The organism is Burkholderia pulmonis (assembly GCF_984667975.1).
In genome coordinates, this window is record NZ_OZ480187.1 from 3,168,539 (window position 1) to 3,189,784 (window position 21,246).

General features: G+C 68.2%; 16 protein-coding genes. 10 read left to right on the forward strand and 6 right to left on the reverse strand.

What is annotated here, in order from left to right; genetic code table 11:
* The first annotated feature begins 29 nt into the window (after positions 1-29).
* The 6 genes from ertC (at position 30) to AC5LXK_RS31030 (ending at position 8,176) form a co-directional block, all read left to right on the forward strand.
* Positions 30-1,121 carry a thiohydantoin desulfurase gene (ertC, locus tag AC5LXK_RS31005; protein ID WP_493392461.1) on the forward strand — a complete coding sequence of 364 codons (1,092 nt, stop codon included), beginning with the start codon at positions 30-32 and terminating at the stop codon, positions 1,119-1,121.
* Positions 1,122-1,133: 12 nt separating this feature from the next.
* Positions 1,134-2,777 (forward strand): thiourocanate hydratase, encoded by a 1,644-nt coding sequence (gene ertB / locus AC5LXK_RS31010; protein ID WP_493392462.1) that lies wholly within the window; start codon positions 1,134-1,136, stop codon positions 2,775-2,777.
* Between the two features lie 30 nt (positions 2,778-2,807).
* On the forward strand, positions 2,808-4,130 hold the full coding sequence (locus AC5LXK_RS31015; protein ID WP_493392463.1) for an MFS transporter: 1,323 nt from the start codon (positions 2,808-2,810) through the stop codon (positions 4,128-4,130).
* A 17-nt stretch (positions 4,131-4,147) separates the two neighbouring features.
* Positions 4,148-5,782: an HAL/PAL/TAL family ammonia-lyase gene (locus AC5LXK_RS31020; protein WP_493392464.1), complete on the forward strand. Its 1,635-nt coding sequence runs from the start codon at positions 4,148-4,150 to the stop codon at positions 5,780-5,782.
* 158 nt (positions 5,783-5,940) lie between these two features.
* Positions 5,941-7,041, forward strand: coding sequence for a porin (locus AC5LXK_RS31025; RefSeq protein ID WP_493392465.1), 1,101 nt, complete (start codon positions 5,941-5,943; stop codon positions 7,039-7,041).
* Between the two features lie 64 nt (positions 7,042-7,105).
* On the forward strand, positions 7,106-8,176 hold the full coding sequence (locus tag AC5LXK_RS31030; RefSeq protein WP_493392466.1) for a porin: 1,071 nt from the start codon (positions 7,106-7,108) through the stop codon (positions 8,174-8,176).
* 17 nt (positions 8,177-8,193) lie between these two features.
* On the opposite strand, the gene AC5LXK_RS31035 is transcribed toward AC5LXK_RS31030, so the two are convergent.
* Positions 8,194-8,898 (reverse strand): GntR family transcriptional regulator, encoded by a 705-nt coding sequence (locus tag AC5LXK_RS31035; RefSeq protein ID WP_493392467.1) that lies wholly within the window; start codon positions 8,896-8,898, stop codon positions 8,194-8,196.
* A gap of 183 nt (positions 8,899-9,081) precedes the next feature.
* Between AC5LXK_RS31035 and AC5LXK_RS31040 the strand changes: the two genes are divergently transcribed.
* The 4 genes from AC5LXK_RS31040 (at position 9,082) to AC5LXK_RS31055 (ending at position 15,639) form a co-directional block, all read left to right on the forward strand.
* Entirely contained in the window at positions 9,082-10,302 is a 1,221-nt protein-coding gene (locus AC5LXK_RS31040; protein WP_493392468.1) for a pyridoxal-phosphate-dependent aminotransferase family protein, read from the forward strand.
* Between the two features lie 150 nt (positions 10,303-10,452).
* Entirely contained in the window at positions 10,453-11,727 is a 1,275-nt protein-coding gene (locus AC5LXK_RS31045) for an MFS transporter (protein WP_493392469.1), read from the forward strand.
* A 53-nt stretch (positions 11,728-11,780) separates the two neighbouring features.
* Positions 11,781-12,542 (forward strand): 2-keto-4-pentenoate hydratase, encoded by a 762-nt coding sequence (locus AC5LXK_RS31050; protein WP_493392470.1) that lies wholly within the window; start codon positions 11,781-11,783, stop codon positions 12,540-12,542.
* Positions 12,543-12,582: 40 nt separating this feature from the next.
* Positions 12,583-15,639 (forward strand): FAD-binding and (Fe-S)-binding domain-containing protein, encoded by a 3,057-nt coding sequence (locus AC5LXK_RS31055; protein ID WP_493392471.1) that lies wholly within the window; start codon positions 12,583-12,585, stop codon positions 15,637-15,639.
* A 110-nt stretch (positions 15,640-15,749) separates the two neighbouring features.
* Here AC5LXK_RS31055 and AC5LXK_RS31060 read toward each other — a convergent pair whose 3' ends face one another.
* The 5 genes from AC5LXK_RS31060 to AC5LXK_RS31080 form a co-directional block, all read right to left on the reverse strand.
* Positions 15,750-16,109 (reverse strand): BON domain-containing protein, encoded by a 360-nt coding sequence (locus AC5LXK_RS31060; RefSeq protein ID WP_493392472.1) that lies wholly within the window; start codon positions 16,107-16,109, stop codon positions 15,750-15,752.
* Between the two features lie 41 nt (positions 16,110-16,150).
* On the reverse strand, positions 16,151-17,209 hold the full coding sequence (locus tag AC5LXK_RS31065) for a porin (RefSeq protein ID WP_493392473.1): 1,059 nt from the start codon (positions 17,207-17,209) through the stop codon (positions 16,151-16,153).
* A gap of 162 nt (positions 17,210-17,371) precedes the next feature.
* Positions 17,372-18,718: a PhoPQ-activated protein PqaA family protein gene (locus AC5LXK_RS31070; protein WP_493392474.1), complete on the reverse strand. Its 1,347-nt coding sequence runs from the start codon at positions 18,716-18,718 to the stop codon at positions 17,372-17,374.
* On the reverse strand, positions 18,715-20,061 hold the full coding sequence (locus AC5LXK_RS31075) for an MFS transporter (protein WP_493392475.1): 1,347 nt from the start codon (positions 20,059-20,061) through the stop codon (positions 18,715-18,717). Before AC5LXK_RS31075 ends, AC5LXK_RS31070 begins: the two co-directional genes overlap by 4 nt.
* Positions 20,058-21,170 (reverse strand): CoA transferase, encoded by a 1,113-nt coding sequence (locus tag AC5LXK_RS31080; protein WP_493392476.1) that lies wholly within the window; start codon positions 21,168-21,170, stop codon positions 20,058-20,060. Before AC5LXK_RS31080 ends, AC5LXK_RS31075 begins: the two co-directional genes overlap by 4 nt.
* Positions 21,171-21,246: the final 76 nt, after the last annotated feature.

Consider the following 21,246-nt stretch of genomic DNA (forward strand, 5'->3'; position numbering starts at 1 on the left):
CCCTTTTTCCCTCTCAGGACAAACGACACATGGGACGCATTCTGTCTTCGAAGGACGTCGAAGCCGCCGTCAAGGGCGGTTCGGTTTTCGCATGCGGCGGCGGCGGCTGGGCCGACCACGGCCGTGAACTCGGCACGCTCGCCGTCACGATCGGCCGCCCCGAGCTGGTCACCATCGACGAGTTGCCGGACGACGCATGGATCGCCACGGCCGCCGCGATCGGCGCGCCGGGCGGCCTCACCGACTGGCAAATGCTCGGCGCCGATTACGTGAAGGCCGCGCAGCTCGTGCAGGACGCGCTCGGCGCGCCGCTCGCGGGGCTCATCATCGGGCAGAACGGGATGTCGAGCACGCTGAACGCCTGGTTGCCGTCCGCGCTGCTCGGCACCAAGGTAGTCGACGCGGTGGGCGACATCCGCGCCCATCCGACCGGCGACATGGGCTCGCTCGGCCTCGCGTCGAGCACCGCGCCGATGATCCAGGCGGCAGCCGGCGGCAACCGCGCACAGCATGCGTACATGGAAGTGGTCGTGCGCGGCGCGACCGCGCGAGTGTCGCCGGTGCTGCGCAAGGCCGCCGACATGGCCGGCGGCTTCATCGCGAGCTGCCGCAATCCGATTCGCGCATCGTACGTGCGCCAGCATGCGGCGCTCGGCGGCATCAGCCGCGCACTCGCGCTCGGCGAGGCGATCATCGACGCCGAACGGCGCGGCGGCCACGCGGTGATCGACGCGATCTGCGCGGCCACGCAGGGCGAGATCATCGCGAGCGGCAAGGTCGAGCGCAACACGCTCGAATACACGCGCGAAGCGTTCGACGTCGGCCTCGTCTATGTCGGCAGCGGCGCGCAGCGCGCGGTCATTCACGTGATGAACGAACACATGGCGGTGGACGACGCGCACGGCGAACGGATCGCGACCTACCCCGACGTGATCACGACGCTCGATGCGCAAGGCCGCCCCGTCAGCGCGGGCCAATTGAAGGAAGGGATGGAGATCCACGTGCTGCGCGTGGCGAAGGCGCACATTCCGCTGTCGTCGTCGGTGTTCGATCCGGCCGTCTATCCGCCGGTCGAAGCCGCACTCGGCATCTCGATCGCCGACTATGCGCTCGCACGCTGAACGGAGGGCACGATGACGAACCGCACCTTCGAAGTCACGTCGGGCACCACGCTGCGCTGCAAGGGCTGGCGCCAGGAAGCGCTGCTGCGCCTGCTCGAGAACGTACTCGCCGTCGGCGAGGCTCCCGATCAGCTGATCGTCTACGCGGCGCTCGGCCGCGCGGCGCGCGACTGGCCGTCGCACGACGCGATCGTGCACACGCTGAAGACGATGGACGAGGACCACACGCTCGTCGTGCAGTCCGGCAAGCCCGTCGCGCTGCTGCGCACGCATGCGAGCGCGCCGCTCGTCGTGATGGCGAACTGCAACCTGATCGGCCAGTGGGCAAAGGCCGAACACTTCTACGAGCTGGAACGGCGCAACCTGATCTGCTGGGGCGGGCTCACGGCCGGCGACTGGCAGTACATCGGCTCGCAGGGCGTGATCCAGGGCACCTACGAAATCTTCTCGCGGATCGCCGAGCGCCATTTCGACAACGACCTGCGCGGACGCTTCATCCTGACGGCCGGCCTCGGCGGAATGGGCGGCGCGCAGCCGCTCGCGGGCCGGATGGCGAACGCGGCCACGCTCGTCGTCGAGATCGACCAGACGCGCATCGACAAGCGGCTGCAGATCGGCTTCCTCGAACGGCAGGCGCGCGATCTCGACGAAGCGCTCGCGCTGATCCGCGACGCCCAGGCGCGCCGCGAGCCGATCTCGGTCGGCCTGCTCGGCAACGCGGCCGACGTGTTCCCGGCGATCCTCGCGCGCGGCGTCGTGCCCGACATCGTCACCGACCAGACGGCCGCGCACGATCTCGTGTACGGCTACGTGCCGTCGGGCTACACGCTAGACGACGTGCGCGCGCTGCGCGACAGCGACCGCACGAAGCTGATGGACGCGAGCCGCGCATCGATCGTGCGGCACGTCGAAGCGATGCTCGGCTTCAAGGATCGCGGCGCGATCGTGTTCGACAACGGCAACCTGATCCGCACGCATGCGAAGGACGGCGGCGTCGCACGCGCGTTCGAGATCCCGGTGTTCACCGAGGCGTTCCTGCGCCCGCTGTTCTGCCGCGCGATCGGCCCGTTCCGCTGGATCGCGCTGTCGAACGACCCGAACGACATCCGCGTCATCGACGACTACCTGCTCGAACACTTCCCGGACAACCGGATCGTCACGAACTGGATCCAGCGCGCCCGCGAATGCGTGCCGTTCGAAGGGCTGCCGGCGCGCATCGCGTGGCTCGGCCACGGCGAGCGCACGCGGCTCGCGCTCGCGGTCAACGCGATGGTGCGCGACGGCGTGCTGGCGGGGCCGATTGCGTTCACGCGCGATCACCTCGATGCCGGCGCGATGGCGCACCCGAACATCATGACCGAGAACCTGCGCGACGGCTCCGACGCGGTGGCCGACTGGCCGCTGCTGAACGCGATGATGAGCTGCTCGTCGATGGCCGACCTCGTCGCGATCCATTCGGGCGGCGGCGGCTACAGCGGCTACATGACGAGCGCGGGCATCACCGTCGTGGCCGACGGCAGCGCGGCGGCGAACCAGCGGCTCACGCTGTCGATGACCAACGACACCGCGCTCGGCGTGATCCGCTACGCGGACGCCGGCTACGAAGAAGCGCTCGACGAAGCGGAACGCAAGCAGATTCCGCACATCCGGCTGTAAAGCCGTCCCGCACGACGACAGGAGATCGAAGTGAAGCAAACCGCGGTTCCCCTCGACACGGCCACGGCCGTGTCGCCCCCCGCCTCGAGTGCCGGGCGCGCGATCGCCGCGGCGTCGATCGGCAACGCGCTGGAGTGGTACGACTTTTCCGTCTACGCGTTCTTTGCCGTGTACATCGCGCAGAACTTCTTCCATCGCGGCAACACCGGCACCGAGCTGGTCGAGGCGTTCATGGCGTTCGGGATCGGCTTCATCGCCCGGCCGCTCGGTGCGCTCGCGATCGGCGTGTACGGCGATCGCGCGGGCCGCAAGGCCGCGCTGACGCTGACCATCCTCGTGATGGCGGCCGGCACCGGCATCATCGCGTTCGCGCCGCCGTACACCGCGATCGGCATCGGCGCGCCGCTGCTGATCCTGTGCGGCCGGCTGCTGCAGGGCTTCTCGGCCGGCGGCGAAGTGGGCGGCGCCGCGGCGTTCCTGATCGAGCACGCGCCGGCTGACCAGAAGGGCCGCTACGCATCGTGGCTGCAGGCGAGCATGGCCGCGTCGAACATTCTCGGCGCGCTGGTCGCCACCGCCGTGACGCTCACGCTGTCGCGCGAACAGATCGGCGACTGGGGCTGGCGAATTCCGTTCATCCTCGGCCTCGCGATCGCGCCGGTCGGCCTGTGGCTGCGCAAGACGCTCGACGAGACGCCGCATTTCCGTGCGGAAATGGCACGCGCCGCGCGCGCGCCGGCCGAGCACAAGACGCCGCTGCTGCAGGTCGTGCGCGACTATCCGCGCGCGCTCGTGGTCGGCACCGGGTTCTCCGTGCTGTGGGCCGTGTGCGTGTATGCGCTGGTGATCTACATGCCGACGCACGTGCAGCGCGCGCTGCACTTCGACGGACGCGACGCGTTCATCGCGTCGCTGGTCGGCAACTGCCTGATGGCCGTCACCTGCGTGTGCGCCGGGAGCTGGTCGGACCGATTCGGCCGGCGCACGGTGCTGACCGTCGGTGCGGTGCTGATGCTCGTGTCGGTGTATCCGCTGCTGCACTGGCTTGCCGACGTGCACACGCTCGCCGCGCTGGTCACCGTGCAAAGCGCGTTCTGCATGATGGTCGCGATCTTCACGGGCGTCGCACCCGCCGCGCTGTCGGAACTGTTCCCGACGAGCGTACGCGCCACGGGCATGTCGCTGTCCTACAACATCGCCACGACGATCTTCGGCGGCTTCGCGCCGGCGATCCTCGCGTGGCTCACGCAACGCTCGGGCAACCCGTTCGCACCGGCCTGGTACGTGATGGCCGCCAGCGCCATTGCACTCGCCTCGATCGCCGCACTGTCTTCCACCTCACGTCACGCCTGAAACCGGAGAACTGCTTCATGCAACGCTTCCTCATGCGGAGCGCGGTCGCGCTCGCGCTTTTCGCCGCCGTCCCGGCTTTCGCGGACGTCACGCTCGACGGCCGGTCCGTCACGCCCGAATCGATCGCACGCATCGCCGACGGCGAAGCCGTGTCGATCGCGCCGGCCGCCCGCCAACGCGTCGTCGCCGCGCACGACGTGCTGCTGAAGGCCGCCGCGGCCGGGCAGCAAATCTACGGGCTGACGGTCGGCGTCGGCCTCAACAAGGACCGCGAGATGGTCGATGCGCACGGCAAGCTGAGCCAGGAGGTCATCGACGCGTCGACACGCTTCAACATCGGGCTGATCCATGCGCACTCGGGCAGCGTCGGCCCCGACATGAGCGTGCGCGTGGCCCGCGCCGCGATGGCCGCGCGCCTGAACGCGATGCTCGACGGCGGCGCCGGCGTGCAGCCGGCGATCGTCGACGCATACGCGCAGTTCCTCAATCGCGGCGTCACGCCCGCGATGCCGGCGGACGGCTCGATCGGCGAAGCCGACATCACGATCCTGAGCCATGTCGGCCTCGCGATGCTCGGCGAAGGCGACGTGTACTACCAGGGCCGCAAGATCACGGCAGCCGATGCGCTGAAGTCGGCCGGCATCGCGACGATCCGCCCGTACGGCAAGGACGCGCTCGCGATCCTCAGCTCCAACGCGTATTCGGCCGGCATGGGTGCGCTGGCGCTCACCGACATGGCGCGATTCGCGCAGGTATCGAAGGTCGTGTTCGCGCTGAGCCTGCAGGGGCTGAACGGCAACGTGTCGCCGTTCCGCGAGGACACGCTCGCGCTGCGGCCGTTCCCGGCGACGCTGCGCGCAGGCGCCACGCTGCGCACGCTGCTCGCGGGCAGCAGCCTGTGGAATCGCGATCCGGACCGGCCGCTGCAGGATCCGCTCAGCTTCCGCTCCGGCGTCTACCTGCTCGGCGAAGAGGATCGCACCTACGACGAAGCGCGCGCGCTGCTGCAGGTGCAGCTCAATTCGAGCGACGACAACCCGGGTGTCGCGGTCGGCGTCACGCCGAAGTCGGCGCGCGCGCAGGATGCGGCCGGCTACGTCGACGGCGGCGGCGCGGTGCTGCCGAGCGCGAACTTCGAGCCGCTGCCGTGGGTACTCGCGTTCGAACAGCTCGGGCTCGCGCTCGGCCACAACGCGCTCGCGTCCGCGCAGCGCATCGTCAAGCTGAACGACCCGCACCTCACCGGCCTCTCGCGCTTCCTCGGCACCGAGGACACCGTGCATGCGTTCGGCGCGATGGAGAAACCGCCGACCGCGCTCGCGATGACGGTGAAGTCGCTCGCGATGCCCGTGTCGCTCGACTACCTGCCGGTTGCCGGCGGCATCGAGGACATCGCGACGAACGCGCCCGAAGTCGTGCAGCGCGTGCAGAAGCAGATCGACGCGAGCTACACGCTGCTCGGCCTGGAGCTGATCGAGGCGTCGCAGGCGATCGACCTGCGCCAGCGCAAGCAGCCGTCGTTCACGCTGGCGCCGGCCACGCAACCGCTGTATCGCGCTTTGCGTTCGAAGGTCGCGTTCCTCCAGAGCGACCGTCCGCTCACGCCGGATTTCCGCGCCGCCGATACGCTGCTGCGCGCGTATCGCGACTGAGCGGCGCACTACCCTCCCTTCGTTTCACCCGATAGCCGTCACACCCGCCGCCGCGATCGTCGTTCGATCGCGGCGCGGGGCACGCAGCCCGTGCCCGCACGCAACCGCATCGAACCACCGCTCGCCGTCTTTCACCCACTACGCACCGGACCCTCATCATGAAAAAAATCCTGTTCGCGCTGCCGCTCGCCGCGGCCGCTACCGCCCACGCGCAAAGCAGCGTCACGCTGTACGGCATCGTCGAAGACGGCGTCGACTACGTGTCGAACGTGCAGGGCAAGCACCTCGTGCAACTCGCGTCGGGCGTGACGGCCGGCAGCCGCTGGGGCGTGCGCGGCACCGAGGATCTCGGCGGCGGCCTGAGCGCGATCTTCCGGCTCGAAAGCGGCTTCGACCTCAACTCCGGCCGCCTCGGCAGCGGCCTGGCGTTCTCGCGCAACGCGTACGTCGGCCTGAACGACACGAAGCTCGGCACGCTCACGCTCGGCCGCCAGTGGGATTCGATCGTCGACTACGTCGAGCCGTTCACGCTGAACGGCAACATCGGCGGCTACTACTTCGCTCACCCGAACGACATGGACAACACCGACAACGGCTTCCCGATCTCGAACGCGGTCAAGTACCGCAGCCCGACGATCGCGGGCATCACGTTCGGCGGCCTCTACGCGTTCGGCGGTCAGCCGGGCCGCTTCTCCGACAATGCGACGTTCAGCGTCGGCGCGAGCTATGCGGCGGGCCCGGTCGGCTTCGGCGTCGGCTACCTGCGGATCAACAACCCGGGCGTGTCGACGCAGGGCTACCAGAACTATCCGGGCTTCACGAACGCGATCTACGGCAACTACCTCGATGCGGCACGCGCGCAGAAGGTGTTCGGCGTCGGTGCGTCGTACCAGGTCGTGCAATGGCTCAAGCTGCTCGCCGACTTCACGAACACGAACTTCCAGCAGGGCAGCGCGGGGCACGACGCGACGTTCCAGAACTACGAGCTGTCGACGCTCGTCACGCCGACGCCGGCCGTGACGATCGGCGCCGGCTATACGTACACGACGGGCCGCGACCACGCGACGAACGCGGAGCCGAAGTATCACCAGTTCAACCTGAGCGTCGAATACGCGCTGTCGAAGCGCACGAGCGTCTACGTGATGGGTGCGTTCCAGAAGGCCGCCGGCGACGCGCCGGTCGCGCAGATCGCGGGCTTCAATCCGTCGGGCAACCAGAAGCAGGCGGTCGGCCGCGCGGGTATCCGCCACGCGTTCTGACGTTTCGTTCGACGGGTGCCGGCGCGCACCCGTCTGCGCTCTTTCCTTACATGATTCAATCAGTATGCCTATTCATTCAGTCCGAATTTCCGGCCGGCGTCGTCGACTGCTGTCGGCCGTCGGCGCATCGCTGCTCGCCTGCACGATCGCCGACGATGCGACGGCCCAGTCGTCCGTCTCGCTGTACGGGCTGGCCGACGTCTATGTCGGCACGCAAAAGAGCCTCGGCAAGCCGCGCGCGTACGCGATGAACTCGGGCGGCTTCACGACGAGCTTCTGGGGGATCGGCGGCCGCGAGGAGCTCGGCGGCGGCTACGCGCTGCAGTTCGCGCTCGAAGCGTTCATGCGCCCGTCGAACGGCGGCGCCGGCCGCTTCGGCGGCGATACGTTCTTCGGGCGCAACGCGTATGTCGGCGTCGCGACGCCGTACGGCGTGCTGCGCGCGGGACGCAACACGACGCCGTATTACATCTCCGTCGTGCGCTTCAATCCGTTCTCGACGTCGTTCGGTTTTTCCCCGGCGCTGAACCAGATGTACAAGGGGGTATCGGGGCAGGGCCTCGTCGGCGACAACGGGTGGAGCAATTCGGTGTTGGTCTCGACGCCCGGCGAGCACGCGCTGCAGGCGAGCCTAATCTATGCGACGGGCAACGAACCCGGTCACACCGGTGCGAACCAGTGGGGCGGCAGCGTCACCTACGACGGGCATCGCGCGTTCAGCGCGACGCTCGCGTTCCAGCAGGCGAAATTCGACCGGATGCCCGGCGACCTGAACGCATCCATCGCCGGCTTCACGCAGCAGGACGCCGTGCTGGCCGGCGTCGGTTACGACTTGAAGGTCGTGAAGTTCACCGCGTTCTATCAGTACGTGCACGACGCGATCGACGGCGGCGGGCTCGGCACGCACAGCGGGCAGGTGGGCGCGGCGGTACCGATCGGCTTCGGCACGGTGCTCGCGTCGGTGATGGCCGCGAAGAGCCACGGCCGCGACCGCCCTTCAAGAACGACCTGGGCGCTCGGCTACGACTACCGGCTGTCGAAACGGACCGACGTGTATGTGGCCTACCTGCGCGACCGCGCGAGCGGCTACGGCAACGGCGATTCGGCCGGGATCGGGCTGCGCACGGCGTTCTGAGCCCGCGCGCGGAGCGGCTACGCGTCGACTTCCGCGTGCAGCAGCAACACCGCGTCGCGCTTCTCCAGCAAGTGCCGCCGCAGGATCCCCGCGAGCGCCTTGCCGTCGCGCGCTTCCAGCGCCTTGATCATCTCCTCGTGATCGTGCACCGCGCGATCCCATTTCTCGACGTGCTGGTTCGAGCGGAACCGCATCGACATGATCCGCCGGTTGATCGCCTGGTACGTGCCGCGCAGCGCCGAGTTGCGCGCGGCCTCGTTGATGCGGTCGTGGATTTCCTGGTTGCGGCTGTAGTAACCGGGCAGGTCGTTCTGCATCCGGCACGCGAGCATCGAGTAATGCAGCGCCTTGATCTCCGCGAGCTCGGCGGGCGTGATGCGCTCGCACGCCAGCTCGCCTGAAAACGCCTCCAGCCCCGACATCAACTCGAACGTCTCGCGGATCTCCGATTCGGTCATCCGGTACACGCTCGCGCCGCGGTTCGGCGACAGCACCAGCAGCCCCTCGGACGCCAGCACCTTGAACGCCTCGCGCAGCGGCGTGCGCGAGATGCCGAGCGTCTCGCACAGCTCGCGCTCGTTCAGCCGCATGCCGGGCGTCAGCACGCCTTCGACGATGAACTTGCGCAGGTGCTCGACGACCGTGTCGTGCAGTCGTTGCCGCTCCAGTTTCGGCAGTGCCGGCGCGCCGCCGGCATGCTCCAGATCATTCAAATCTTGCATGCAAAGTCCTTCCTTCTTGCTTCCCGCGATTCTACTGCAACTCGCCCGACCCGAATATCGCCCCGCCAATATCGGGTAAACACCGGCATTTTCGGTGAAATCAGCGCTTGGTTCTACCGCGATCGCTCTGCTAAAGTATTTTGCATGCAAAATTCAAAATGCAACCAAGGAGACAGAACGACCATGCTGCAACTCGACTTTCACCCGTCCGGCCGCCACTTCCTGCAGATTCCGGGGCCGAGCCCGGTGCCCGACCGCATCCTGCGGGCAATGAGCTATCCGACCATCGACCACCGTGGCCCCGAATTCGGCGCGCTCGGCCTGAAGGTGCTCGCCGGCATCAAGAAAATCTTCAAGACCACGCAGCCGGTGATCATCTATCCGGCGTCGGGCACCGGCGCATGGGAAGCCGCGCTGACCAATACGCTGAGCGCCGGCGACACCGTGCTGATGTATGAGACCGGCCACTTCGCGACGCTGTGGAAGAAGATGGCCGAGGCGCTCGGCCTGAAGCCCGAATTCCTCGGCCTGCCGGGCATCGAGGGCTGGCGCCGCGGCGTGCAGCCGGACCTGATCGAAGCGCGCCTGCGCGCCGACACCGCGCACGTCATCAAGGCCGTGTGCGTGGTGCACAACGAAACCTCCACCGGCGTCACGTCCGACATCGCGGCGGTGCGCCGCGCGATCGACGCGGCCGGCCACCCGGCGCTGCTGATGGTCGACACGATCTCGGGGCTCGCGTCCGCCGACTACCGCCATGACGAATGGGGCGTCGACGTGACGGTGTCGGGTTCGCAGAAGGGGCTGATGCTGCCGCCGGGCATCAGCTTCAACGCAGTGTCGCCGAAGGCGCTCGCGGCGAGCGAGCACGCGAAGCTGCCGCGCGCGTTCTGGGGCTGGCAGGAGATCATCGAGGCGAACAAGAACGGCTACTGGCCGTACACGCCGAACACCAACCTGCTGTACGGGCTCGCCGAAGCGCTCGACATGATCCTCGGCGAAGGGCTCGACAACGTGTTCGCGCGCCACCAGCGGCTCGCGGAAGCGACCCGCCGCGCGGTGCGCGCATGGGGCCTCGAAATCCAGTGCGCGGACCCGGCCGTCTACAGCCCGGTGCTGACCGGCGTGATGATGCCCGACGGCGTCGACGCGGATGCCGTGCGCAAGCTGATCTACGAACGCTTCGACATGTCGCTCGGGCAGGCGCTCGGCAAGATGCGCGGCCGGATGTTCCGCATCGGCCATCTCGGCGACTGCAACGACCTCACGCTGATGGCCACGCTCGCCGGCTGCGAGATGGGGCTGAAGCTCGCCGGCGTGCCGGTTGCCGCGAGCGGCGTCGTCGCGGCGATGGACTACCTCGCGTCGAACACCCACACGCCCGCACTGCGCGCGGCGGCCTGACCGCGTGTGCCTGCGGCTCGCCGCAGGCACACCGCTCGCTCCCTCTTGCGGCCCGCACGACGCGCGGCCGCGGCGCTGCATCGGCATGAAACCGGCCTCAGAGCCGGCGCGGGTGCAGCAGCAAGCCAGACAACATCAAGGAGACGCAACATGAAGCTGTTCCGGGCGACCGGCATCGTGCTGGTGATGCTATGCGTGATGTACTTCATCACGTACCTCGATCGCGTGAACGTGAGCACGGCTGCCGCCGGGTTCGGCCGGGAATTCGGGCTGAACAAGACGGAGATCGGCCTCGTATTCTCCGCGTTCGCGTATCCGTACCTCGTATTCCAGATCATCGGCGGCTGGGTCAGCGACCGCTTCGGCGCGCGCCGCACGCTGCTCGCCTGCGGGCTGCTGTGGGCCGTCGCGACGCTGCTGACCGGGATGGCCGGCGGCCTCGCGTCGCTGCTCGCCGCGCGCCTGCTGCTCGGGCTCGGCGAAGGCGCGACGTTCCCGGCGGCCACGTCGGCGATGTCGCGCTGGGTGCCGCGCGAGAAACGCGGTTTCGCGCAGGGCATCACGCATGCGTTCTCGCGCGTCGGCAACGCGGTCGCGCCGGCCGCCGTCGTCGCGGTGATGGCCGTGTACGGCTGGCGCGAATCGTTCTACATCTGCGGCGTGATCAGCATCGTGTGGGTCGTGGTCTGGGCGCTCGTCTATACCGAGCATCCGAAGGATCACCCGCGCATCACGCAGGCCGAACTCGCCGCACTGCCGCCGCCGAAGCAGAAACCCGCGACCGTGCCGTGGGGCCCGCTGTTCCGCCGGATGATGCCCGTCACGATCGTCTACTTCTGCTACGGCTGGACCCTGTGGCTGTTCCTGAGCTGGATTCCGCAGTACTTCCTGCACAGCTACGACCTCGACCTGAAGAAATCGGCGGTGTTCGCGTCTGCGGTGTTCTTCGCGGGCGTGATCGGCGACACGCTCGGCGGCATCGTCACCGACCGGGTCTACGCCCGCACCGGCAGCCTCAAGCGCGCACGCAGCTGGATGGTGTCGATCTGCATGCTGTTCACGCTGCTGTCGCTGCTGCCGCTGCTGTTCACGCACCACCTGTACGTGTCGATGGCGTGCCTCGCGGCCGGTTTCTTCTTCGCCGAGATGACGATCGGCCCGATGTGGGCCGTGCCGATGGACATCGCGCCGGAATACTCGGGCACCGCGAGCGGGATGATGAACTCCGGCTCCGCGCTCGCCGCGATCCTGTCGCCCGTGATCTCCGGCTACGTGATCGACCGCTTCGGCAGCTGGGAGCTGCCGTTCATCGGCAGCATGGTGCTGATGGGCGTGGGCGTGCTGCTCGCGTTCCGCATGCAGCCGGAAAGTCGCTTCGCCGATGCCCCCGCCGAACAACCGGCCCCCAACCGCTCGCCGGCCTGATGCCCACCGGGCGCTGCCGCCGGCGGCGCCCGCCTTCTTCTTCAAGACTCACGATGACCCAAGCTACCCAAGACCTCGCCGCCCGGCTCGCCGCCGGCTGGCAACACGGCATCGCCTTCACCGCGCTGCCGCCCGAACTCGTCCCCGCCAGCGCCGATGCCGCTTATGCGGTGCAGGCACAGGTGCTCGCCGAACGCAGCGCCGCGATCGGCGCGTGGAAGGTCGGCGCGAAACAGCCCGACGGCCCGATCCAGGGCGCGCCGCTGCCCGACGACTGCCGGCATGCGAGCGGCGTCACGCTGCCGCGCGGCGCGTTCCGGCCGCTCGGCCTCGAACTGGAGATCGCGTTCCGCTTCGGCCGCGACTTCGCGCCGCGCGCGGCCGCGTATGCGGACGAAGAAGTGTTCGACGGCATCGCGCAGATGGGCGCGTCGATCGAGATCGTCGCGAGCCGCTTCCGCGAATGGCCGGACGTCGCGCCCGTCGCGCAGCTCGCCGACCTGCAGAACCACGGTGCGCTCGTGCTCGGCGAAATGACCGGCTACCGCGCGGATTTTCCGTTCGTCGCGCCCCGCCCCGCTTTCGCGTTCGACGGCCAGGACATCGCCGGCGCCGCGACCGGCACGAACCCCGCCGGCGACCCGCGCCGCCTGCTGCCGTGGCTCGTGAATCACGCGTCGCAGCGCGGCATCGCACTGCCGGCCGGCACCGTCGTCACGACCGGCTCGTACACGGGGATGTTTTTCCCGAACGCGGCGGGCACGGCCGTCGGCCGCATCCCCGGGCTGCCGCCCGTCAGCGTCACGCTCGCCTGAGCGTCGCCCGATCCGTTCCCACCCGATACCGATTGCCGCCATGAAATCCGCCGTCATGCCTTCGCTGGTTCGCCCCGTCCATCTCGTGCCGTCGCAAGGCGCCGCGCTGTCGCCGCTGTTCGAGCGGCTGCGCCGGGAAATGCGCGGCGACGTCCACGCCGACCGCGCGAGCCGCGGCCGCTACGCGACCGACGCGTCGATCTACCAGATCATGCCGCTCGGCGCGGTCGTGCCGCGCGACCAGGACGACCTGCGCATCGCGCTCGACATCGCGCGCGACCGCAAGATCCCCGTGCTCGCGCGCGGCGCCGGCACGAGTCAGTGCGGGCAGACGGTCGGCGAGGCGCTCGTCGTCGACAACGGCAAGTGGCTGAACCGGATCGTCGAATTCGATGCGCAGGCGCGCACCGTCACCGTCGAGCCGGGCATCGTGCTCGATCACCTGAACGCGTGGCTGAAGCCGCACGGGCTGTGGTTCCCGGTCGACGTGTCGACCGGCGCGCAATGCACGATCGGCGGGATGGCCGGCAACAACTCGTGCGGATCGCGCTCGATCGAGTACGGCAACATGGTGCACAACGTGCTCGCGATCGACGCGATCCTCGCGGACGGCAGCGAGTGCCGGTTCGGCTCGCTCGCGCAGCCCGTCACCGACCGCCGCACGCTCGACCTGCTGCACGGCGTCGAACGGATCGCGACCCGCGAGCGCGACGAGCTCGTCGAGCGCGTGCCGAAGGTGCTGCGCCGCGTGGCCGGCTACAACCTCGACCTGTTCGACTGCCAGAACCCGCGCGCGTACACCGACGACGGCCACGCGAATCTCGCGCACCTGCTCGTCGGCTCGGAAGGCACGCTCGCGTACAGCCGGCAGATCACGCTGAAGCTCGCGCCGCTGCCCGCGCACAAGACGCTCGGCGTCGTGAACTTCCCGACCTTCTACCAGGCGATGGACGCCGCGCAGCACATCGTGAAGCTGAAGCCGGTGGCCGTCGAACTGGTCGACCGCACGATGATCGACCTGTCGATGGAGAACCCGGCATTCCGGCCCGTGATCGAGCAGGCGCTGGTCGGCCAGCCGCAGGCGATCCTGCTCGTCGAGTTCGCGGGCGAATCGCGCGATGCGCAGCTGACGCAGCTCGACCGGCTCGCCGAGCTGATGGCCGATCTCGGGCTGCCCGACTGCGTCGTGAAAATGACCGATGCCGGCGCGCAGAAGGCACTGTGGGACGTGCGCAAGGCCGGGCTCAACATCATGATGAGCATGAAGGGCGACGGCAAGCCGGTGTCGTTCATCGAGGATTGCGCGGTACCGCTCGAACATCTCGCCGAATACACGCGCCGCCTGACCGACGTCTTCCACAAGCACGAGACCGAAGGCACCTGGTACGCACACGCGAGCGTCGGCACGCTGCACGTGCGGCCGATCCTCGACATGCGGCGCGACGGTGCGGCGCGCATGCGCGAGATCGCCGACGAAGCGGCGGCGCTCGTGCGTGAATACAAGGGAGCGTATTCGGGCGAACACGGCGACGGGCTGTGCCGCGGCGAATGGGTCGCATGGCAGTACGGCCCGCGCCTGAACGCGGCGTTCGCGGAGATCAAGGCGCTGTTCGATCCCGACAACCGCTTCAACCCGGACAAGATCGTCAACCCGCCGCGCATGGATGTGCGGGAGAACTTCCGCTTCGCGCCCGGCTATGCGGCGCTGCCGCTGCAGCCCGCGCTCGACTGGTCGGCCTGGAACGTCACGCGCAACCCGCTGACCGGCGACGAAACCGCGCCCGGCACGGGCACCGACATCACGCACGGGCTCGCGTCGGCCGTCGAGATGTGCAACAACAACGGCCACTGCCGCAAGTTCGATGCGGGCACGATGTGCCCGAGCTACCGCGTGACACGCGACGAACAGCACGTGACGCGCGGCCGCGCGAACACGCTGCGGCTCGCGGTGACGGGGCAGCTCGGCGACGACGGCCTTGCCGGCGACGACGTGAAGGCCGCGCTCGACCTGTGCGTATCGTGCAAGGGCTGCAAGCGCGATTGCCCGACGGGCGTCGACATGGCGCGCTTCAAGATCGAGGCCCGGCATGCGTGGAACCGCAAGCACGGCACGACGCTGCGCGAACGGCTCGTCGCGTATCTGCCGCGTTATGCGCCGTGGGCTTCGAGGATGCGCGGGGCGATCGCGTTCGCAAACGGCGTGCCGATCGTCGCGTCGGCGATGAAGCGATGGATCGGCCTCGCGCCGCAGCGTGCGCTGCCCGCGTTTGCGCGGCCGTTTCTGGCGGATGCAGGCGCACGCGCGGCTGCGCCCACGTCTTCGCAGGAGGCCGGTTCCACAACCCGCGAAGTGCTGCTCTTCGTCGATACGTTCAGCAACTACCAGGAACCGGACAACGCGCGCGCCGCGCAGGCCGTGCTCGAAGCGGCCGGCTACACCGTGCATTTCAACGTGCGCGAAGGCGAACGGCCACTGTGCTGCGGCCGCACGTTCCTCGCGGCGGGGCTCGTCGACGAAGCGAAGGCCGAGGCGAAGCGCACGCTCGATACGTTGCGCCCCTATCTCGAACGCGGTGTCGCGGTTGTCGGGCTGGAGCCTTCGTGCCTGCTGTCGATGCGTGACGAGTTTCTTGCCTATGGCTACGGTGATGAAGCCGCACGACTCGCCAGTCACGCGTTCCTGTTCGAAGAGTTTCTCGTGCGCGAGCAGGAAGCCGGCCGGCTGTCACTGCGACTGCGCGAAATCGACGGAACCGCCGAGGCACTGGTGCACGGCCATTGCCACCAGAAGGCATTCGGCGCGTTCACACCGGTGCAGACCGTGCTGCGCTGGATCCCGGGTTTGAAGGTGTCGCCGGTCGAATCGTCGTGCTGCGGGATGGCCGGCAGCTTCGGCTACGAAGCCGAGCATTACGACGCGTCGCAGGCGATGGCCGAGCTGTCGCTGCTGCCGGCCGTGCGCGCACGCGCCGAAGGCGCGATCGTCGTCGCGGACGGCACGAGCTGCCGGCATCAGATTCATGATGGTGCGCAGACGCAGGCCGTGCATGTGGCACGCGTGCTGGTGCAGGCGCTCGGCGACACCCCATCCCGGTAGCGGCGCGCGCACGCCCCAGCCGGCGTGCTTGCAGGATGTGCCCGGCAGCGTCCGCTCACCGGATGCTCGGGCCACCTTCGATTGTTCCGCTTCGGGATTGCCCGCGCCGATCACGGCATCTGCTCGCCCAGGCGAAGCTGATTCGTTACTTGCGTCACGCCGTCGACTTGCCGAGCCGCCTCCACGGCCATCGCGGCCTGCTGACCGTCGCTCACGCCGCCGCGCAGCGTCACGACGCCGCTCCGGGCACGCACCACGATGCGCGTCGCGTTCAGCCCGCGCGCGCGTGCGAGTGCCGCGCTGACGCGACGTGTCAGGCGCCGGTCGCCGGCTCGGCGCGCCTTGTCCGCGGGTGCCCCGCTGGCAACGGTTGTCGACGCCGGGTCCGATGCGGCTCGCGCGGAGCCGGCTACGGACACGGTGCCGAGTGCCACGACGATCGCGACCAATCCAGGTTGCAATGCCTTCATTGAGTCTCCCTTCACACACGGAAAATGTCGTCGACCAACGCTCAGAACTTCGTCATCAGGCCGATAGATGCGCCCGTCATGCCACTGCCGCCCGGCCGCAAACCGATGGCCGAGATATTGACCGGATCGGTGCGATACGCGCCGGAGAAGCCGTTTCGATCGAACTCCGCATAAATCTCGGTGCGCTTTGACAGAAAGTATTCGACGACCGCATATGTCGTGAGCTTGTGCCCGTCCGCGTCGCGCCGGTTGCCGAGATTGCTGCCGATGTCGTCGTACATGCCGGCCGTGAATTGCAGGAACGGCGTGGCCTGATAGACGACGCCCAGCGACGGGATCTTGTCGCGACGATGCGGCCGGCTCGGGTTCGCGCCCGATATGTCGAGGGCCGAGTAGCTCGCATAGAGCCGGCCGGCACCGATCTGCCAGGTCCCGCCCGCCATCCAGGTCTGCGCGGACTGCGTCGCGTCTGCGCTGTACGTCTTCGCGTAGGACGCTCCGCCGAGCACCGTCTGGTACTGATACATCGCCGCAGCAGAAAAATTGGTTCCGGCACGCGTGTTGCCGGCGACGCCACCGGGCGAATAGCTCGCCGCGACACGCAGGCCGCCCAGTTCGCCGATGTACTTGATCGTGTTGTTGAAGCGGGAATCGAGCGTGAACGGATTGCCGCTCCACAGCACACCGGGCTCGATCGCAAGCGACTGGCCGCGTCCGCCCGCCGGATCCACGACGATCCCGAAGTCGGTTGCCGCGTTGAACTGGCGCCCGAACGTCAGGCGCCCGAAGCCACCCGTCACGCCCACGTAGGACGCCTGCGAAAACAGCGTGCCGGACGTTTTCAGCGCGCCGGTTCCGCTGCTGAAGGAACCATCGAGCACGAACAGCGCCTTGATCCCGCCGCCCAGATCCTCCTTTCCCCGAATGCCGAAATCGTTTCCCGAGATCAGGTTGTTGTTGAACCCCACGGCGCTCCCGCCCTGCATGCCGTTGGTCCATCGAATCCCGCCGCCGATCTGCCCGTACAGGGTCACGCTCGACTGCGCCACACTGATGCCCGGCAACGCGCCGAGCAATGCCATCCATGCGAATTTCCTCATCCGTCTCCTCCTGCCAGTGTCTGGCTTTATGTGCTTTTCACTGCCTCACTTTATTATTCGCATACCGAAATAATTTATCGATACCCGATGCCGATCACTTCCTGTTGCGGCCCGGGACCGGCGTTCCGCGCGCCCGCGTGAGCCGATCTCCGTCTTCCTGGATTACTCGGCCGGGCACCCGACGTTCTGCACGAGCGAGCTGATGTATCCCGGCCCGCCTGCACCGCCGTGCTCGACCTCGACGTACCACGCGAGGTTGTAGCCGGTCCGCAGTTTCAGCTCGGTGCGCCACTCGCCGTCATGCGCCGCCATCGGCGTCGATTGCCACGTTGCGCTGCGCCAGTCCTGCGAGACCGGGTGAAACGCGTGGAACAGCCTGACACCCGACACGTGCTCCGGCTCGACGCGCGCAGCCACGGTCAGCCGGTCGCTGGCCGCCTCGTGCCGGGCCACCGGCATGCGCGGAATGGGGCGGCCGGCAAAGGTGCGGGCGAGCCACATCCGCCATGCCGCCAGATGCTTCGTGGAGACCCACGAATGGCGCACGTTGTCGATGGCGAGATAGGCCTTGTCGCCTGGCATCTCGGTCATCATGCTGTTGGGGGCGCCGAGCGCGAAGAACTCGTCGTTCGTGCCGAGCGCAACGAGATACGCTGCCTTGATCCGGTCACGCCACAGATACGGATCGAAATGCAACAGCATTTGAAAACCGACCGGATTGTTGAGTGCGCGCAGCATCGTCTCCGCACCCTGAAAGCCGGGGCCGGCACGCGACTCCGACGGCCCGGCGACGTGCGGCCCGAACTCGGCGAACTTCGTCGCAAGGTGATACAGGTTGTTCCCGCCGTGGTAGCCGCACACCATCACGCCCGCCACCCGGTCCGGGTCCGCGCCCGCCGCAATGGCCACGCCGACCCCGCGTTTCGAATGGCCGAGCAGGACAGCCCGCTTGGTCCCGATGCCCGCGAGCGAATGCAGCAGCGTGATGGCGCGCAGATATGCCTTGGCGATCGGGTAGTACCCGTTCCAGGTCAGGTCGCCGGTTTCCAGCATCTTCTTCAGCGCGTATCCGGTGAAATCCGATTCGTCGAGGCCGAACGGGCAATCGGCCGGATTCGCGAAGATCATGATCGGCATCCCGAGGTCGAGCGCGGTGCCTTCCGCGTATTCGCCCTCGGTATCGAGCGTCGTGCCCGGAATGACGCGCCGGGCCCATTCTCCGGGCTCGAAGCCCTGGCGCTCCGTGCCGATGATGCCGGCTGCGCCGTCGCCGTCATAACCATCGGGCACGTAGATGCGGGCGGGATGCCGCCAGACGAGCCCGTGCCATTGCTGGCTGGTGAAGGTCAGCTCGATGACGCGAACCCGGCGCCCGGCACGATGCCGGCTCTCGCGCACGCAATCCGAGACGATCTCCGGCTTCAGCGTCGATTCGTCGAGCAGTTCCACCGTGTCGAAGAAGGGAGCCGGCCCCAGCACCGGCTTCGTGTCCGTGAACATCTGATTCATGAGCGGAGTTCCTTGTTGATGAGTGCCGCTTCGGCGGCCTTTGGACGAATGACGCAGGCGAACAGCAGCACCACGGCGACGAGCGCGAGCGCGACGAGATAGAGCGCCGGGTCGAGGCTGCCGGCCCGCACGCGAATCGCGCCGAACAGCGCTGAACTCACGCCGGATGCCGCGCCCATGCTCGAGATCAGCGCAACGCCGGCCGCCGCCGCATCGCGCGGCAACAGACGCGTCGCGATCGCCCAGAGCACCGGATAGGCGGACGCGATGCCGCTGGTCGCCACGACGGCACCGGCCACGACGCCCGGCAGCGCACCGTGCGAGACGGCCATCGTGCATAGTCCGGCAATACCCGTGCCGACTGCGACGATGAAGTGGCCGTAACGCTCGCGGCGCCGGTCCGAACGGCGGCCGTACCAGACCATCGCGATCGTGCCGATCAGGTTCGGGATCACGACATACAGGCCGACCTGCTGCAGGTTCGTGACGCCAGTCGCCTCGATGATGGACGGCAGCCAGAAAATCAGCAGGTTGGTCGCGCACCCCAGCGAGAACGTCGTGAAGCCGAGCAGGTAGACGCACGGCTCCCGCAGCGCGACGCGCAACGGATGGCGGGCGGCATCCCGGCCCTCGGGTGTGCCAAGCGCCTGCTGCACGATGCGACGCTCGTCGGGCGATAGCCACCGTGCCTGTTCGGGGCCTTCGGGCAGCACCCGGTACGCGATCACGCCGAGCACGATACTCGGCACGCCTTCCAGCAGCATCAGCCATTGCCAGCCATCGAGCCCCGCCACGCCGTTCATCGAGTTCAGTACCCAGCCCGATACCGGCCCGGTCACGAGCCCGGCGGCGGCGGCGGCCGTCATGAACAGCGCAATGACCTTCGCGCGGCGCTCGGGAGGAAACCAGAACGTGAGATACACCACGACACCGGGGAAGAATCCCGCCTCGAACGCGCCGAGCAGGAAGCGCAGCGTGTAGAACTGACCCGGCGTCCTGACGAACATCGTCGCGGCCGCAACCGTGCCCCACAGCACCATGATCCGCAGCAGCGTGCGGCGAACACCGACCCGCCTCAGCAGCAGGTTGCTCGGCAGCTCGAACATGAGGATCCCGACGAAGAACGCCGAGGCCGCCACGCCGTATACGGCGTCGGTGAATCCGAGCGCCCCCTGCATCTGCAGCTTCGCAAGACCGATGTTGTTGCGATTGACGAACGCAGTCAGGTAGCACAGGAACAGCAACGGCACGAGGCGCGTCGTGATGCGCGCGAATACCCGATCTGGCTCGATGTGCACGGCCATGCCCTCGCCGCCCGTCTGGCAATCCGTTCCGACGTTCATGCCGATGCTCCTTCTTCGGCGCCCGACGCGCGCACACGGTACCCGAGCCCCGGCGACAGCACGCTGCAGTCGCCGTCGGTCAACATGACGGAGTCGAGCGCGTCGCGATCCATCGCGTCGTCCATGAACTCGACGATCGTGCGCACCTTTGCGCACGCGACGCCGGCGCCGGCGCACGCCTGTTCGAAGTCAGCCGCGCGCCATTCGCGGATCGCGGACGCGAGCACGGCGCGCAACGCCGCCGGATCGCTTGCACGCAGGAAGGCGGCCGGTGCGTCCGCATCGAGCGGCGGATCGAAATAGCGCGGGTCGCACGCGACATCGGCACGCCCGAGCACGCCGAGCACGGCCGCCAGTTGCCTCGGCGTGTTCGCGCCAAGCGCGACCCAGCCGTCCTGCGTCGCAAACAGGTCCGCCGCCGGGCTGCCCGAGTAGCCCTGGTTGCCGACCCTCGGCGGCGCGACGCGGGCCGTAAGCGCCTGACACGCGAACGGATACATCAGTTGCAGCGCGGCACCCGTCATCGACACGTCGAGATAACGGCCGAGACCGGATGCGTCGCGCTCGCGCAAGGCAGCCAGGATCGCCATCGCGGCGATGAGCCCCGTGCCTGCATCGATCACCGGGAACCCGGTCTTGACCGGCGGTTCGCCATCGCGGCCGGCCATCAGCGTCATGCCCGTTGCCGCCTGAACGACATGGTCGTAGGCCGGCCGGTCGCGCCACTCCCCGGTATTTCCCCAACCGCTGATCGAACAGTAGACGAGCCTCGGATTGCGGGCTCGCAGCGAATCGTCGCCGAGACCGAACCGGTCGAGCACGCCCGGCCGCAGGCTGTCGACCAGCACGTCGGCTTCGCGTGCGAGCTCGAGCGCCTGCTCGCGATCGCCGGCATCGCCCAGGTCGAGTTCGATGCAGCGCTTGCCTGCATTCAGCGCAACGAAGCCCATGCGGCCGTTGCCGCGCCGCATCACGTCGCCGCCGTTGCGATTCTCGACCTTGACGACGTCGGCGCCGAGCTGCGCCAGATGGAACGTTGCGAGCGGACCGGCGATGACGTGCGTGAAATCCAGCACGCGTATCCCGGCGAGCGGTTTGAATGGCGTCATGCCTGCGCTCCTTCCGTTGCCGCGCGGCGCGACGGCCCGGCCGGACGCCGTTGCCCGTCTCCTGCTTGTCCCACAC